The sequence below is a fragment of the Clostridium sp. ETTB3 genome (assembly GCF_053571985.1).
This window is the reverse complement of the sequence record NZ_CP199832.1, coordinates 2749015-2764516: the sequence shown is the minus strand read 5'-3', so window position 1 is coordinate 2764516 and position 15502 is coordinate 2749015. Positions and strand designations below refer to the sequence as shown.

Below are 15502 nucleotides of genomic sequence, written 5' to 3'. Positions count from 1 at the left end.
TTTAATTTTGATTTAGAGGAGTTATTAAATAAAAAAATTTTAGGATTTTAATAAATAAACTTAAATATTAATTTATTAAAAATACCGTATTATTCAATAAAGAAGATGCGGTATTTTTTAGTGCGCAATTCAAAACAAATGTGAAAATTAAATTAGTGATATAATATAATAATCGAACAATTGTTTCAGGTGGTGATTTCTTGGAAGATTAATAGGATAAGTAGAAAGCTTTCAGATGTTCTAAAGATAGTAGATATACTAGAGCAGAATAGTACATCTTTCAATTCTTATTCAGAGCAATTCGATAATAGTACACCAGCAGGAAAAATGCAATTTCAGATGATGGCATTGATAGGGGAGTTTGAGAGAGGTACTATAGCTCAAAATGTAAAAATGGGAATGTGTGCAAAAGCAAAAGCAGGAGAATGGTGTGGGAGAAGAGTTTTAGGGCACGACTTAGTTCCAGTGGAGAATCAAGATGGAACTAAAAGAAGAAAAACTAAATTAACTATTAATCAAATAGAAGCAAGGTCAGTAAGATTAATTTTTAAGAAATGTTGGTGTAAGTAAATTGAACTTAGATATTGCTATATAGAGAATAATAGCAATAAAAATATTGAGATTGGTATAGATAAATATTATAATTTTATCACGTAGAAATATTTATATTTATTAGGTAAATTAGAATTTGGGGAGTGAAATAATTGAAAGAGATTTGGAACAGATATAAAGAAAAGTTAATAATTTTTCTCTTATGTGGATTATTGTTTGTTGGCTTATTATCTATTATTGCCTTATTATGTGGAGCGATAATGAAAATATTTGGGTTTGAATATGAGTCAATAGGGAGTATTATTCTGTTTTTTGTAATTGCAACAATTATTTCTTATCCTTTTAGTCTGATAGCTGAGGTATTGCCTAAAGTAGTTCTATCTTTTGGAAAGTTGCCAAAACAAATGGCTATACTGTTTTATATTATCTTAGATACGTTTGCTACATTTTATGGTCTGCGTGTTGTCGATTATTTTATGCAGTCTGTTTCGGCAACAGATATTTCTATTATTATTGTATCTTTGATATTAGCTTTATTTGGAATAAATGATGTTGATAAAAAAACTAAAGGAACGGATTGACAAATTCCAGTTTAATTAATTGGAATGACAACTCATGATATTTCTGAACAAGTAAAAGAACTTTATGGAGTGGATGTTAGTGCTGAAACTGTATCTAATATTACAAATAGAATCTTACCACTGGTAGCCTAATGTCAAAGTAGACCTTTAGAAAAAACATACTCATTTGTATTTATGGATGCAATTCATTATAAAGTTAGAGAGGATTAATATTTCCTAATGATGATAGTTTAATGAAAATGCTATATCTAGCCGTTGAACGTTTAGCAAGGAGATATACCAGAGCTTATGCTGATTGGGATTTAGTTATTAATGAATTAACTATTATTTTTATCGATATTTTAGATGAAAAAAGAACCTCAAATTAGGATAAACCTAAAATAAAGTTCTTTTGATATTTTCCCTAAAATATATTATTTCCAATAGGTGGGGATAATATACATATAGGGTAATATTTAAAATATCAATAAAACCTATATTTATACAAAACTAAATAAAATTTAATTTTTAAAAATCACTCATTATTTCCAAGAGGAAATTCAGAATACACAAAATTATTTATAGGATTTTAAAAAAAGATGACTCCTGTTCAATACAGAAATCATCTCTTAAATTAGTCTACTCTTTTTTAAACTATCCTTGACAAAGGGTATAGTTTAAATATTCTAATATTTATTTTTAAATATTAATAATTAAATTTATTTTTTACAGCTTCAAAAACAGGTTCAAAACTGCTTTGATTTTCATTAAATAGTTTTATTAACGCTTCTTTTGCTTTAATATATTTAGGATCAGATTCATCATATTTAATTATTGCATTACATTCCTTATGAAACTTCATAAATATTATTGGATGTTTTTTTGCAAATAACTCTAATTCTTCAATATGACGTTCTGTTTTTGTTGCTTTTTTCATCCACCTAAAAATATTTTCATAATTATTCACTTTATTCATCCTCCTTATTATATTTTAAAATCAGTTGAGTCATAAGTTTTTACTTTAGGTTCTCCAAAGTAAGTTTTTACACTTTTAACTTATAGATTATGATTTGCATTTTTGTGTTGATGTTTAGTATTTTGCGTTTTATTTGACATAATAATATAAGCTCAATATTATTTTTACCTTCTTTATTTTCAATATTCTATAACATCTTACCAATAATACTGATTTTATGTCAATATCTTGGACACAGAAAGTCAAGCTTTTTTATGCTATACTTCTAGCTAATAATTCACATTGCTCTGGAGTCATGTAATTAATAAAAGAGTGAAGCCTCTTTCATTTCTTCTTTCTTTATTGAAGAATGGAAAGATTCTATGCAAGTATTGTCATATGGACAACTTTTTTACTAAATGATTGTATGATATTAAACTCTTTATATAGCTCTTTTAAATCATTAATAGTATATTGTGATCCTAAATATGTATGAACTATTATTTGTTTATTTTTATCAGGATTTTGGCTGTAATAGGCATTTTTTTAAAGCTTTAATAACTAAATTATTAGTCATTCTTTTACCGAAAACATAGAGAATTATTTTTTTAGAATTCTAAATTTTATGATACTTTTTTATTTGAATGAGGTCTATATTTTTTTACAGTTATTGAGTAAAGAGAAAGTTCACTCATTTTTCTTTGAACTTTCTTTAAAGATAAATTAAAGCCTTCTTTACAAAGTATATAATCAATTCTAGATGCTCTATATATATACCTTTATTTACTTTATATACTCTTATAATAGCTTTTTGTTATTTCTCATTTTCTATTTCTCTTGCAGATTTAGTTTTACAAAAGTACTTATAATATGTACTTATGGCTACCCTAGAACAGTATACATAGTTTTAATATTGTGATTTCTTTTATTACTATCTATAAATTCTATTACTTTATATAATTTTTGGTTGAAAATATGGCCATAGCTTTTTTTATATTTATCTGCATCTCCAATGGAGCCACCACAACTCATTATAAAATAAATATTGTGCTAAAGGTAAATAAATATTTACTGATAAAATTATACTATATTGAGTTGGATAGAAGTTAGATGAGTAGGAGTTATAAATCGTTATATATTTTGATTAAAAAATAATTTGATTATCAAAATAAAATGTTGTATAATACCTTTAGTGAATAACTTAGTTAAAACAGGAGAAAAATATATGAAGAAAAAATTAAAGGTATTAGGTATTAGTGTATTATCCTTAATATTAGTATTAATTATTGGAATAGGAATGATTTTTAAGGGAGAAATTCGTACATTAATATCTTTTAAACAATTAAATGAACATCCATTTTATGAAATGACTTATCATGCAGATTATAATTTAGATGAGTTTTTAATAAATGGAGCTGCAACAGATGATGAGCTTGTAAGCTTTGTAACTAAACAGATATTGAAGGGAGTTTCTTTTGATGTTAATCCAGATGGGGCATGTAGTACTTTTATTGCTACAAATTTAGAAGATGAAAATCTTTTTGGAAGAAATTTTGATTATGTACATTCTATAGGGCTTATTGTGCGTACTCAACCTAAAAATGGATATAAATCAATTTCTTTAGTTAACTTAAATCATTTAGGATTAAGTTTGGAAAATATGCCTACTAAAAATTTAATAAATCGTATTGTTACTTTAGCAGCACCATATGCGCCATTAGATGGAATGAATGAAAAAGGGCTTGCTATTGGAGTTCTTGTTATTCAGGATGGAAAGGTTCATCAAAATACTGGAAAGGTTCCAATAACAACTACTTCTGCAATTCGTATGGTTTTAGATAAGGCAGCAACAGTTGATGAAGCTATTGAATTGCTTAAAAATTATGACATGAATTCAAGTGGAGAAACAGGTTATCATTTTCAAATTGCGGATGCTAGTGGAAATACGGCAGTTATTGAATATATAAATAATGAAATGCACGTTTTAACTAAAGAAGAAGGTTATACGGCAGCAACAAATTTTGTTCTTTATAATAATATGAATTCTGGTTATGGGCAAGATCGTTATGAAAAGATTAAGTCTAAGCAAGAAGAGTCAAATGGAGTAATGAGTGAAGAGGAAGCTATGGAGCTTTTACTAAGTGTACCATCACAAGGCATGAGAGAACTTGAAAATGGAGAAAAAATACCATCAGATACACAATGGTCATGCGTATATAATTTAGATGAATTAACTTTACAGATTTGTACAACTAGAGATAAGTCTAGAATTTATAATTATTCATTAAAATAATTTATAATATTTATATATATAATTAAACAAATTATATAGAAAAAAACATGTTTATTATAATAAATATAAGAAAATGAGCTAAAAATAAATAAAGTTTTGGCTCATTTTTTATATAAAATAATATGACAACTAAATGACACAAATAAATATTATTATAAAAGAATAAAGTAGTTAATGCAAAAATTAATGATTATTAATAAATCCTCCTTTTTTATATAAGTATGCCTAACACTAAAATCCCACTTAAGTGTTAGGTTATTTTTTTGAAAATTATATAAAATAATTTGTGTATAAATTTTTCAAAAGTTTGTCAGTAAGGAAATTGTGTGATAGTATATATTAATGCATAGAATAACTAATATGTAGTTAAATAATGAGATAGCAATGGAGGAAATGAAGTTATGTTGCCAAACTGTCCAAAATGTAAATCAGAATATACTTATGAAGATGGAAGTCTTTTAATTTGTCCAGAATGTGGTCATGAATGGACTGCTGCAAGTCAAATTGCTGAAGAAGAAGCTAGCATAATTAGAGATGCAAATGGAAATGTTTTAAATGATGGTGATACTGTTACTATAATTAAGGATTTAAAAGTTAAGGGTGCAACATCAGCATTAAAGCAAGGAACTAAGGTTAAAAATATACGTCTTCTTTATGATGTAACTGATGGACATGATATAGACTGTAAAATAGATGGATTTGGAGCTATGAAGCTTAAGTCATCAGTAGTTAAAAAGATATAGTTAAAATAATATATAAAAGAGTTGTTTACATTAAGTTTAAGCAACTCTTTTTACTGTCTTAATATGTAAATCTCTATTATATGATATAATAATAATATAAAAAATTGGAGGCGATATTTTATGTTTACTAAAGAAGAACTTTTAGTAATTGAAGATGCATTAAAAATAGCTGATGAAAAGTATATAAAATTACTTGATGAGAGTAAAAATAATAAAAATAAAATGGTTGCATTTAATAGAAAACAAAAAAAATTATGGTTAGTTCAAAATAAGTTAAATAAAATATTAAAAGAAGAAATTTAAATATTGAAAAAGGGGCTGTCGCACCAAAAATTTTATACACAATATATTGTTTTAAAAAATAAAAATCAACACAATATATTGTAGTATTTATTCTTAATGCGACATCCCCTTTTTTCTATTAAATATTATTAATAGAGGGAAATAAATATACAAAAATATAAATAAAAATAGTAAAAAATAATATATTAAGAGGAAAAAAGTATTAAAAATAAAAAGAATAAAAGAAAAAAAATATAAATGAAATTTTTTGTGAAAAAATGTATCTCCATCTGTTTTTATATAGAATTTTTAAATTAAGTTAATTATAAAATGTTTAAAAGAATTAAATTAATTTTTATAAATCATTTTTTATATTATTAATATAATAAAGAAAATTTTGAAAATTAAGTATCATATTTTGAACATTAAGTTTTTGAAAGTAAAATTATCACTTAATTAAAAATATAGCTAAAAAATTAATTAAAATAAATATTTTAAGAAAAAATAATAATAATATATTAAAAATTTAAAATATATGTAAAATAAATACAAAATATAATGTTTTATATTTTAGATAATAAAATATTTAAAAAATAAGAAAAATGAAATATTTAATTAATTTAATTGCGATAATTAAAAATAAAGACTTATTTACAAAATTAAACATTTAAGTTAAACTTACATAAGTGAAAAGTAAAATTAAAGGAGGAAAATTAAAGTGAAAAAGAAATTTATAGCAATTACATTTTTATTGTTGATAACTTTTGGAATGATAGGTTGTGGAAAAAATCAAGTTTTAAAAAAGGAAAATGTAAATGAAACAAATCAAGAACAAGCAACAGAAAATAAAGAAACTGCTGAAGAGCAGCAAGAGAATACTAACAATGATACAGAAGAACAAAGTCAATCTCAAATTGATTATATAAACATAGCACCAGAAGAAGTAAAAATACCAATTCTTATGTATCATTCTATAAGTGATGAAGATCCAAGTAATAATTTATTAGTACCTCCAGCAATGTTTGAGGAACAAATGGCATGGCTTGAAGCAAATAATTTTACAGCTATGAATATGGATGAAGCATTAGAAGCAATGAGAACTGGAAAGGTACCTAAAAGGCCTGTTGTAATAACATTTGATGATGGATATGCAAATAATTATACTAGTGCTTTTCCATCTTTAAAAAATCATAAATTAAAGGCTACATTCTTTGTAATTACAGATGGAGTAGATAATGGTTATTATATGTCATCTGATAATTTAAAAGAAATGCAAGAAGCAGGGATGTCAATTGAAAATCATACTGCTAATCATTTAGAGTTAAATAACTTATCTAAAACAGATGCTTATGAATCCATAAAAAGAGCTCAAGATTACTTAAGAAATGTTATAGGTTCTGATGGAAATTATCTTTGTTATCCTGTTGGAAAATATAATGATGAAACTATTCAAATAGAAGAAGAATTAGGAATAAAAGCAGCAGTTACAACACAAGGTGGTTTTGCATCAATAAATGATGGACTACATACATTAAAAAGAGTTAGAATATCACCAATGAGTATTGAAGGTTTTGCATCAATATTTTCAGAGTACATTAATTAGATATAAGTAATGCTATAATGAACGATAAATTTATTACAGTGGAGGAAAAATAGTAATGGCAAAAATAACAAGTAAAAATAATAGTTTATTAAGGGATTCAAGAAATAAGGTATCTCCTAAGGTGTATAATCTTTTAATGGAACTAGTTAATGATGATAGAGAAGAACTAGCAGAAATTGTTTTAAAAATAGATTATTTAATAGAATATGCTAATAGTGCAGTTAAAGCAAAGGATTATAATACTGCTTTAGAAACTGTTAAAAGAGCAGAAGAAAGAGTGAAATTAATTAAAAGAGAGAATTATGATGTTAGTCATTTAGAATATCTTATTGAAGGTGTTAAATTAAAGATTAAAAAATAAAAAATCCCCCTATAGATGTATAATTACAATGTCTATAGGGGGTATGTATTAGCTTAAAATTAAGCTATATTAATTATTTTTAGATTTTCTATTTCTATTTCTGCTTTTCTTTTTGTTATTAGTAGAAACTTCAACATTAACTCTTCTCTTATTAATTTTTCCACCAGTACATTTTTCAAGTACTTGTCTATGAATAGAGTTATCAACATTAACAAATGCAAAGTTCTCCATTATATCAATATCTCTTATTTGAGATGCTCCTACTTTTGCATTATTCTTAATGTAGCTAATTAATGTTTTAATAGTTAAGCCATCTCTTCTACCAGCTGAGAAGAATAATCTAACATCATCTCCCTTAACCTTAGCAGGTGATTCTAATTTGTCAGAAGAATAATCAAAAGATAATTGATTTTTAAATTGGCTTTGAAGTAAAGAAGCTATAACCTTAACAGAATCATGAGTTTGTGTTAATTCTGTTGCTATATCTACAAATTTAGAATAATCTTCAGCTTCAATTATTGAAGAAACTTCTTCTGTCATTATTTTAAATTTAGCATTATAAATTTCTTGAACTGTAGGTACTTGCTTTCTTTCAATATTACTCTTAGTAACATTTTTAATTTGCTTAAGGAATCCAAATTCTTTAGGAGTTATTATGCTGTAAGCAGTTCCTTCACGTCCAGCTCTACCAGTTCTACCAATTCTATGAACATATGATTCAATATCTTGAGGTAATTCATAGTTAAATACGTGAGTAACACCATCAACGTCAATTCCTCTAGCAGCAACGTCTGTAGCAACTAAGAATTTTAAAGAACCATTTTTAAACTTATTTAAAGTTTTTATTCTTTGAATTTGAGACATGTCTCCATGCATTCCTTCAACCATATAACCTTTAGCTTGCATTGAAGCAACTAATTCATCAACGCCCTTTTTAGTTCTGCAGAAGATAATACCAGCAGATGGATTATCAAGATCTATTAATCTGCAAAGAGCTTCTAATCTTTGAGAACCATTAACTTCAAAATAATTTTGAGTAATTGTAGAACCAGTTAATTCTTTTCTTGCAATAGCAACATGTTTAGCATCTTCTTTTAAATATTTTTTAGATAATTTCTTTATTTGTGGTGGCATTGTTGCTGAGAATAGCATAGTTTGTCTTTCTTCAGGAATGCTCTTCATTATTTCTTCCATATCATCAATGAATCCCATGTTTAACATTTCATCAGCTTCATCTAAAACTAAAAATTCTACACAAGATAAAGGTAAATTGCCTCTTCTAATATGGTCTAAGACTCTACCTGGAGTTCCTACTACAATGTTAGCTTTTTTTAAATCTCTTGCTTGAATGTGAATTGGTGAACCACCATATACAGCAACGATATTTAATTTTTCGTACTTAGTTAATTTTACTAATTCATCATGTACTTGTATAGCTAATTCTCTTGTTGGAGCAAGAATTATTGACCCAATTGCATTTTTTACAGTTAAGTTATTGATTAAAGGTAAACCAAATGCAGCAGTTTTACCAGTACCAGTTTGTGCTTGACCGATTATATCAATACCTTCAAGTGCAACTGGAATTGCTTCAGCTTGAATTGGAGATGGTGTAATAAAACCTAAGTCGTCAATGGCTTTTACTAAAGTCTCCTTTAAGCCTAAATCAGTAAATTTTAAATTCGTCATATAATATCCTCTTTTTCATATATTTTTATTTATTTCAAATTATTTAAATAATTATCTCTCATCAATCGACTTTATTAAGTATATAGCAAAAATATAATTAATGCACTAAGTATTTATTGTAAAATTAGAAATACTAGTTTATTTTTAAGATAAGTAGCATTGAAAATGTTTTCTAAGGGGAAAATGAAAAATTCCAAAAAAATATAATTGACAATTTGATAAAAATAGTTCAAAATATGCAATGGAAATAGTCATTACTTAAATTTTAAATATTGTGTTATTGTGTCATGGAGTATGTGGGAAGTTTATCTACCTATGTACTCTATTTTTTTGTATAAAAAAAGATGAGCAAGCGCTCATCTTAAATATTAAGAAAGTTTAGATGAAATAATATCTTGAACCTTCTTATGTAATTCTTCTTGTTCTTCTCTATTTAAAGATGCTGTTTCAATAGCAGGATGTATATAAAGATTTACTATTGCAGGTTTAATCCATGGACCATTTCCATGTTCCATAATTTTATATGATCCATCTATAGTAACAGGAACTATTGGAGATTTAGATTTAGTAGCTAATTTGAAGCTTCCTGCTTTAAATTCTTTTATAGGACCACCCTTACTTCTAGTTCCTTCAGGAAATATTACTAAGGAATGGTTGTCCTTTAATAATTTAATACCTTTAATAATTGATTCACTAGATTTTCTTAAGTTACTTCTATCCATAAATACACAATGCATAAAAGTCATCCAAGTTTTTACTACAGGAATTTTTTCAACTTCAATTTTTGAAATAAATCCTATAACTCTAGGCATTTGGGTCATATATATAGGGATATCGAAATTTCCTTGATGGTTACCTACAAATAATACAGTTTTATCTTTAGGAATATTTTCAATGCCATGAACATTAATTTTAACACCAGCTAATTTTAATAAGGATTTAGCCCAGATATTAGTGCATTTATATATTAATGCTTCACTTTCCTCTATCTTATTTTTCTTTATTAAGTATTTTACTCTAAGTGAAAATGGTAAACTTATTAATAAGCTTAAAACAAACCATATGAACCATATTATAGTTCTAATCATAACTTTGTCACTCCTCAAATTTTAAATATTAATTAAAGTATACTATAAAGTATAGCGTTATAGTAGGATTTGTAAGGTAAAAAATAAACTAAATACTAATATATGAATATATTAATTTTAAAATGAATTTTTATATGGAGAAAATAACAATGTATAAATTTAATCCTAATAAATTAAAAGTAATATATAGGCAAGAAATAAATAAAAAATTATTAGAAACTCCAAGAAAATATACTTTAACCCATAGTGATAAAACTGCAAATTTATTTTTAACAATAGGAAAAACTTATGATTATAAAAGTATTAATTATAATATGAGAGATGAAGTTTTTGCATCTTGGGAAAAAGATGATAAATATTATTTAAAAGTTAAGCTAGAAGTTGATAATGGAGAATCACTTGTTAAGGTAATATTGAGAAATAAAATTTTTAGGGAGGAGTTACCCTTAGCACTTAAAGCGATTGTATATGGTGATAGACTTATGATTGAAAATAATAAATTTTTATATTATTCACATGTTATAGTATATTTTAAATCTAAAATTGAAAAATATAATAGTATAGAAGAGTGGGGAGTATTAGGTGATTATAAGTATAATGGTTAATATGTAGAAAAAATTGACATATAATTATAGTTGTAATAAAATATATTTATAGGGTTTGCTCTCATAGTTTAATGGATAGAATAGTCCCCTCCTAAGGGATAGATACAGGTTCGATTCCTGTTGGGAGTACCATAAATAAAAATCGCTAAGAAAATTAATTTCTTAGCGATTTTTATTTATATTATTTAGATTTTTTTTCTAAAATATTTTTAAATTTTTCTAATGCTATAATTAATGCTCCACCTATAATAAAGAATATCCAGTTAAAGCTTGATAAATTCATTGCTGGTTGAGGAACTTCTAAAGTTGTAGGGCCCATAAATACTGCATATAATGATCCAAGCATTAATCCTAATATTAAATAAATCATAGCAGATCTATATTTGCTTAATAAGAACTTAATAAGTTTAATTGTACTTAAAATTCCTGTTATTACACCTAATCCAAATATTATTAATACAGGTAAATAAGAAAAATTAAGATGAAGTACTTCTTTTATTGAGTTTATAATTCCAGTGTAAAGTCCAAATATTAATAATAATGTTGAACCAGATATACCTGGAAGAACCATAGCAGAAATTGCAATCATTCCAGCAACAAATATAAAAATTCCAAGGCCTATACTTAAGTTTTCTAACGAAAGATTCATACCACCATTAGTACCAGATGGATTAAAGTAAGTAATTAATGCAACTATTAATGTACCTATTAATGTAAAAATAATATTTTTATATTTACCAATTAAAGAATCTTTTTCTTGCTTAATTATTAATGGAATTGCAACTATTATAAATCCTGTAAATAAAGAGCTTATGCTATAAATATGTGAATCAAATATTGAAGATAATATTAATACAGATAAAACCATACCAGTTATCCATCCAATACCTAATTTTATCAAGAAGAATATAGCTTGTTTTTTATCTTCTTTACTATTTTTAGAGATTAGAGAATTTAATGAGCATATGAAATCATCATAGAATCCTAAAATAAATGCAATAGTACCCCCTGAAACTCCAGGTACACTATCAGCTAAGGACATAAAAAAGCCTCTAATAAAATTAATAATATACATGATATCACCTCAAAATTAATATGTTAAATATATGATTATAATACTAAATATAAGAAAATAATAAAATGTAAAATTTAATACCTATTTATTGGTAAATTATATCATATAGCATTAACGTATGGTATAATAAATATTAAAATATTTTATTAAATTACTAGGAGAGTGATTTTTTTGGAACCCAGTCAAGTGTGGCAGATAATAATACTTATAATTTTACTTATATTGTCTGGATTTTTTTCAATGTCTGAAACGGCACTTATGGCGCTAAGCAAAATAAGGATAAGACATATGGTAGAGGATGGAGTAAAGGGAGCTAAATTAGTTGAAAAGCTAACAGAAGATCCAAATAAATTGTTAGGAGCCATATTAATAGGTAATAACATAGTAAATATTTTAGCATCATCATTAGCAACAACATTATTTGTATCTTTAGTAGGACCAAGTGGTGTTGGAATAGCAACTGCAGTTATGACTGTATTAGTACTTATTTTTGGAGAAATAACTCCAAAATCGATAGCAAAGCAAAAATCTGAAGAAGTGTCATTAAAGGTAAGTAAACCTATTAATATTATAGTTAAGGTATTAAAGCCTTTTGTTGGTATATTTACATTTATATCAGGTGCTTTTATAAGAATGTTGGGTGGAGATCCAAAGGCTACAGAGCCATTTATAACAGAAGAAGAATTAAAAACCATGGTTGGAGTTAGCGAAGAAGAAGGAGTGCTTGAAGGTGTTGAAAAAGAAATGATTTTTAATGTTTTTGATTTCGCTGATTCACAAGCTAAAGATGTTATGGTTCAAAGAGTTGATATTGTAGCAGTAGATTCTGAAGCAACTTATGAAGAAGTTTTGGAGGTTATAAAGAAAGAACAATTTTCTAGGATTCCAGTATACAATCAAACTATTGATGATATAGTAGGAGTTTTATATGTTAAGGATTTAATTATAGCTGGACAAAACAAAGAAGGATTTAAGGTTTCAGATTATATGAGGGAGCCTTATTATACATTTGAATTTAAAAAGATTAAAGAGTTATTTAATGAAATGAAAAAAACACGAAATCATTTAAGTGTTGTTTTAGATGAATATGGTGGAACTGTTGGTATAGTAACCATTGAAGATTTAATTGAAGAAGTGTTTGGTGATATAGAAGATGAGTATGATGATTATGACAAAGAAATAGAAGTTGTAAAAGAAGATGAATATATAGTGGATGGAAGCGCTAGACTTGATGATATAAGTGATTTAGTTGGAGTAAATATGGAATCACAGGAATTTGATTCTATTGGTGGATTAATAATAGGTGAGTTAGGCAGATTTCCAGAAAATAAAGAAGAAGTCAATATTGGCAATATAAGATTTGTTGTTGAAGAAGTTGATAAAAATAGAATAAAAAAGGTGAGAATTTACACATAATTAAGAGTTAAGGGTTAATAAGATAAGAAATTTTATCTATAACTCTTAACTCTTAAATTTTAGCTTAAGTAGGAGGAAGATTTATTAAATGGATGATTATATGCATATTGCTTTAGAAGAAGCTAAGAAGGCGTATTTAAAGGGAGAGGTTCCTGTAGGAGCTGTAATAGTAAAGGATAATGTAGTAATAGCTAAGGCACATAATTTAAGGGAAAATAATAAATCTATAATATCACATGCAGAAATCTTAGCAATTGAAGAAGCATGTAGGATATTAGGAGACTGGAGATTAAGTGGAGCTAGTATGTATGTAACAATGGAGCCATGTTCAATGTGTGCATCAGCAATAGGACAATCCAGGATTTCAAAGCTATATATTGGAACATTTAATAAAGATATGGGGGCATGTGGAACTATTTTAAATATTTTGGATTATGATATTTTTAATAGCCACACATCAATAAATTGGTGCTATAATAAAGAATGTAGTGATTTAATAAGTAAGTTTTTTTATGAAAAAAGACAAATGAAATTAATAGAAAGATGGGAGGATAAGGAATGAATCCAGTAGCATTTGAATTATTTGGTTATCCTATAAGATGGTATGGAATAATTATTGCAGGAGGGGTATTAGTTGCATTTTTTATATCTTATATTCTTGCAAAGAAAAAGGGATTAGATTTTGATATTATAACGGACGGATTTTTATGGAGTTTTCCATTTGCAATAATTGGCGCAAGACTTTATTATGTTGCATTTGAATATAAAAATTATCATTCATTTATAGATGTAATAAATATAAGAAATGGTGGAATGGCCATTCATGGTGGATTAATAGGAGGATTATTAACAGCTTATATATTTACAAAAGTTAAAAAAATTAATTTTTTTGAATATATTGATGTAATAATGCCAGGTATAATATTAGCTCAAGCAATTGGAAGATGGGGAAATTTCATGAATCAAGAAGCACATGGAGGTCCGGTTACAGAGCAATTTATAAGCAAGTTTCCACAGTTTATACAAAATAGAATGCTTATAAATGGAACTTATTATCATCCAACATTTTTATATGAATCTATATGGGATTTAGTTGTATTTTTAATATTAATATTTATTTTATATAAAAAGAAACAGCAACATGGAATTATAATAGGAAGTTATATGGTGCTTTATTCTTTAGGAAGGTTTTTTATTGAAGGATTAAGAACAGATAGCTTAATGTTTTTTGGATTAAAAACAGCTCAAATAGTAAGTTTAATAGGAATAATAATTGGAACAATTATTATATTTGTAGCAGTTAAGTTTCAAAAAAATAAAAATATAAATTAAAATAAGTAAATTTAAGAGATTAACAAATATTAATGTTAGTCTCTTAAATTTTACTTAATAATATTTTTGTAAATTTATGATGAAATGTGAAAGTAAATCTTTCTATTGAACTACAATAATATTTGTGTTAGAATGAAAAAGTATCAAAAGTAAATAAGATTAAATAATTTTAATTTTATTTATAAAGTACAATATGGAGAGATGTCTGAGTGGTTGAAGGAGCACGCCTGGAACGCGTGTATAGGGGAAACTCTATCGTGGGTTCAAATCCCACTTTCTCCGCCATAGCCGTACTAGATGGGGAGTTAGCGGTGCCCTGTAACCTGCAATCCGCTATAGCAGGATTGAATTCCTCACAGAGGCTTTTAATTTGTTTGGTCTGCCCTATGCAAGTGGTGTTGATGGCCGGGTCCCATGCGACGTAAGACTGTGAACCTCGTCAGGTTCGGAAGAAAGCAGCGATAAGCAGCCCCTGCGTGTGACATGGATAAATCTTGCTTGAGTTAACTACATAGGTAACGCTTAGAGGTTACTGTCGAAGTGAGGTGTACGGTTTTAATTTTATCCTTTCTTTTAGAAAGAAAGGCTTTTTTAATGTTTATAATAATTTTTATTAATATGAATATTGATAATATAGAAAATGACTTTTCATTTTTTATAATTAAATTTTATTATTAAATTACGGTTACTCTTCAATAGGATTAACAATATAGGACAAAAAACAATAGGACAGAAAAATAGGGAAATTCCTTTTGGAATATCCCTATTTTTCTGCCCTTTTTTAATTTTCTTATAAAAATAAATAGAAATTTTAAAAAATATAAAAAGTAAATAAAAACCAAATGAAATTTAGGGTGAGTAAAAATTGCAAATTTTTAATAAAACACTTGTAAAAATCTTATTAAATGAAATATAATAGAAGTGTAAAAGTCAAAAATTTTAAGGGGGTTA

15 protein-coding genes, 2 tRNA genes, 1 other RNA gene and 1 pseudogene are annotated in these 15502 nt (G+C 26.2%); 15 read left to right on the top strand and 4 right to left on the bottom strand.

Features of this window, described 5'->3' with window-relative positions; translation table 11 throughout:
• The first annotated feature begins 192 nt into the window (after positions 1-192).
• The 3 genes and pseudogenes from ACUN06_RS13170 to ACUN06_RS13160 form a co-directional block, all read left to right on the top strand.
• Entirely contained in the window at positions 193-570 is a 378-nt protein-coding gene (locus tag ACUN06_RS13170) for a recombinase family protein (RefSeq protein ID WP_449389933.1), read from the top strand.
• A gap of 134 nt (positions 571-704) precedes the next feature.
• Entirely contained in the window at positions 705-1133 is a 429-nt protein-coding gene (locus tag ACUN06_RS13165; protein WP_294369319.1) for a regulatory YrvL family protein, read from the top strand.
• Between the two features lie 21 nt (positions 1134-1154).
• Positions 1155-1340 (top strand): annotated as a pseudogene (locus ACUN06_RS13160) (transposase); the annotation flags it as partial.
• A 478-nt stretch (positions 1341-1818) separates the two neighbouring features.
• On the opposite strand, the gene ACUN06_RS13155 reads toward ACUN06_RS13160, so the two are convergent.
• Positions 1819-2079 (bottom strand): hypothetical protein, encoded by a 261-nt coding sequence (locus ACUN06_RS13155; RefSeq protein WP_294162711.1) that lies wholly within the window; start codon positions 2077-2079, stop codon positions 1819-1821.
• 1213 nt (positions 2080-3292) lie between these two features.
• On the opposite strand from ACUN06_RS13155, the gene ACUN06_RS13150 reads away from it, so the two are divergent.
• The 5 genes from ACUN06_RS13150 (at position 3293) to ACUN06_RS13130 (ending at position 7349) form a co-directional block, all read left to right on the top strand.
• Positions 3293-4360 (top strand): C45 family autoproteolytic acyltransferase/hydolase, encoded by a 1068-nt coding sequence (locus ACUN06_RS13150; RefSeq protein WP_291735442.1) that lies wholly within the window; start codon positions 3293-3295, stop codon positions 4358-4360.
• Between the two features lie 401 nt (positions 4361-4761).
• On the top strand, positions 4762-5103 hold the full coding sequence (locus ACUN06_RS13145) for a zinc ribbon domain-containing protein YjdM (protein WP_294399597.1): 342 nt from the start codon (positions 4762-4764) through the stop codon (positions 5101-5103).
• 120 nt (positions 5104-5223) lie between these two features.
• Entirely contained in the window at positions 5224-5406 is a 183-nt protein-coding gene (locus ACUN06_RS13140; RefSeq protein WP_196002073.1) for a hypothetical protein, read from the top strand.
• A gap of 697 nt (positions 5407-6103) precedes the next feature.
• The gene (locus ACUN06_RS13135; RefSeq protein WP_291733376.1) at positions 6104-6988 is read left to right on the top strand and encodes a polysaccharide deacetylase family protein; all 885 of its coding nucleotides are present in this window, start codon (positions 6104-6106) and stop codon (positions 6986-6988) included.
• A 55-nt stretch (positions 6989-7043) separates the two neighbouring features.
• Positions 7044-7349 (top strand): hypothetical protein, encoded by a 306-nt coding sequence (locus ACUN06_RS13130; RefSeq protein ID WP_291733378.1) that lies wholly within the window; start codon positions 7044-7046, stop codon positions 7347-7349.
• Between the two features lie 69 nt (positions 7350-7418).
• Here ACUN06_RS13130 and ACUN06_RS13125 read toward each other — a convergent pair whose 3' ends face one another.
• Positions 7419-9035: a DEAD/DEAH box helicase gene (locus tag ACUN06_RS13125; protein WP_294369322.1), complete on the bottom strand. Its 1617-nt coding sequence runs from the start codon at positions 9033-9035 to the stop codon at positions 7419-7421.
• Between the two features lie 368 nt (positions 9036-9403).
• Positions 9404-10123 (bottom strand): lysophospholipid acyltransferase family protein, encoded by a 720-nt coding sequence (locus ACUN06_RS13120; protein ID WP_291733382.1) that lies wholly within the window; start codon positions 10121-10123, stop codon positions 9404-9406.
• 149 nt (positions 10124-10272) lie between these two features.
• Between ACUN06_RS13120 and ACUN06_RS13115 the strand changes: the two genes are divergently transcribed.
• Complete coding sequence (locus tag ACUN06_RS13115; RefSeq protein WP_291733385.1) at positions 10273-10728, top strand: staygreen family protein; 456 nt, start codon at positions 10273-10275, stop codon at positions 10726-10728.
• 57 nt (positions 10729-10785) lie between these two features.
• Positions 10786-10860 (top strand) — tRNA-Arg (locus ACUN06_RS13110).
• A 49-nt stretch (positions 10861-10909) separates the two neighbouring features.
• On the opposite strand, the gene ACUN06_RS13105 is transcribed toward ACUN06_RS13110, so the two are convergent.
• The gene (locus ACUN06_RS13105) at positions 10910-11803 is read right to left on the bottom strand and encodes a DUF368 domain-containing protein (protein WP_449389932.1); all 894 of its coding nucleotides are present in this window, start codon (positions 11801-11803) and stop codon (positions 10910-10912) included.
• A gap of 171 nt (positions 11804-11974) precedes the next feature.
• Here ACUN06_RS13105 and ACUN06_RS13100 point away from each other — a divergent pair, with 171 nt between their 5' ends.
• The 5 genes from ACUN06_RS13100 to ffs all read left to right on the top strand — a co-directional run bounded on the left by ACUN06_RS13100 (position 11975) and on the right by ffs (position 15104).
• Entirely contained in the window at positions 11975-13219 is a 1245-nt protein-coding gene (locus tag ACUN06_RS13100; protein WP_291733390.1) for an HlyC/CorC family transporter, read from the top strand.
• Between the two features lie 88 nt (positions 13220-13307).
• The gene (locus tag ACUN06_RS13095) at positions 13308-13781 is read left to right on the top strand and encodes a nucleoside deaminase (RefSeq protein WP_291733392.1); all 474 of its coding nucleotides are present in this window, start codon (positions 13308-13310) and stop codon (positions 13779-13781) included.
• On the top strand, positions 13778-14551 hold the full coding sequence (gene lgt, locus ACUN06_RS13090) for a prolipoprotein diacylglyceryl transferase (protein ID WP_294369332.1): 774 nt from the start codon (positions 13778-13780) through the stop codon (positions 14549-14551). Before ACUN06_RS13095 ends, lgt begins: the two co-directional genes overlap by 4 nt.
• A gap of 195 nt (positions 14552-14746) precedes the next feature.
• Positions 14747-14836 (top strand) — tRNA-Ser (locus ACUN06_RS13085).
• Positions 14837-14839: 3 nt separating this feature from the next.
• Positions 14840-15104: signal recognition particle sRNA large type (gene ffs, locus ACUN06_RS13080), an RNA gene on the top strand.
• The last annotated feature ends 398 nt before the right edge of the window (positions 15105-15502 follow it).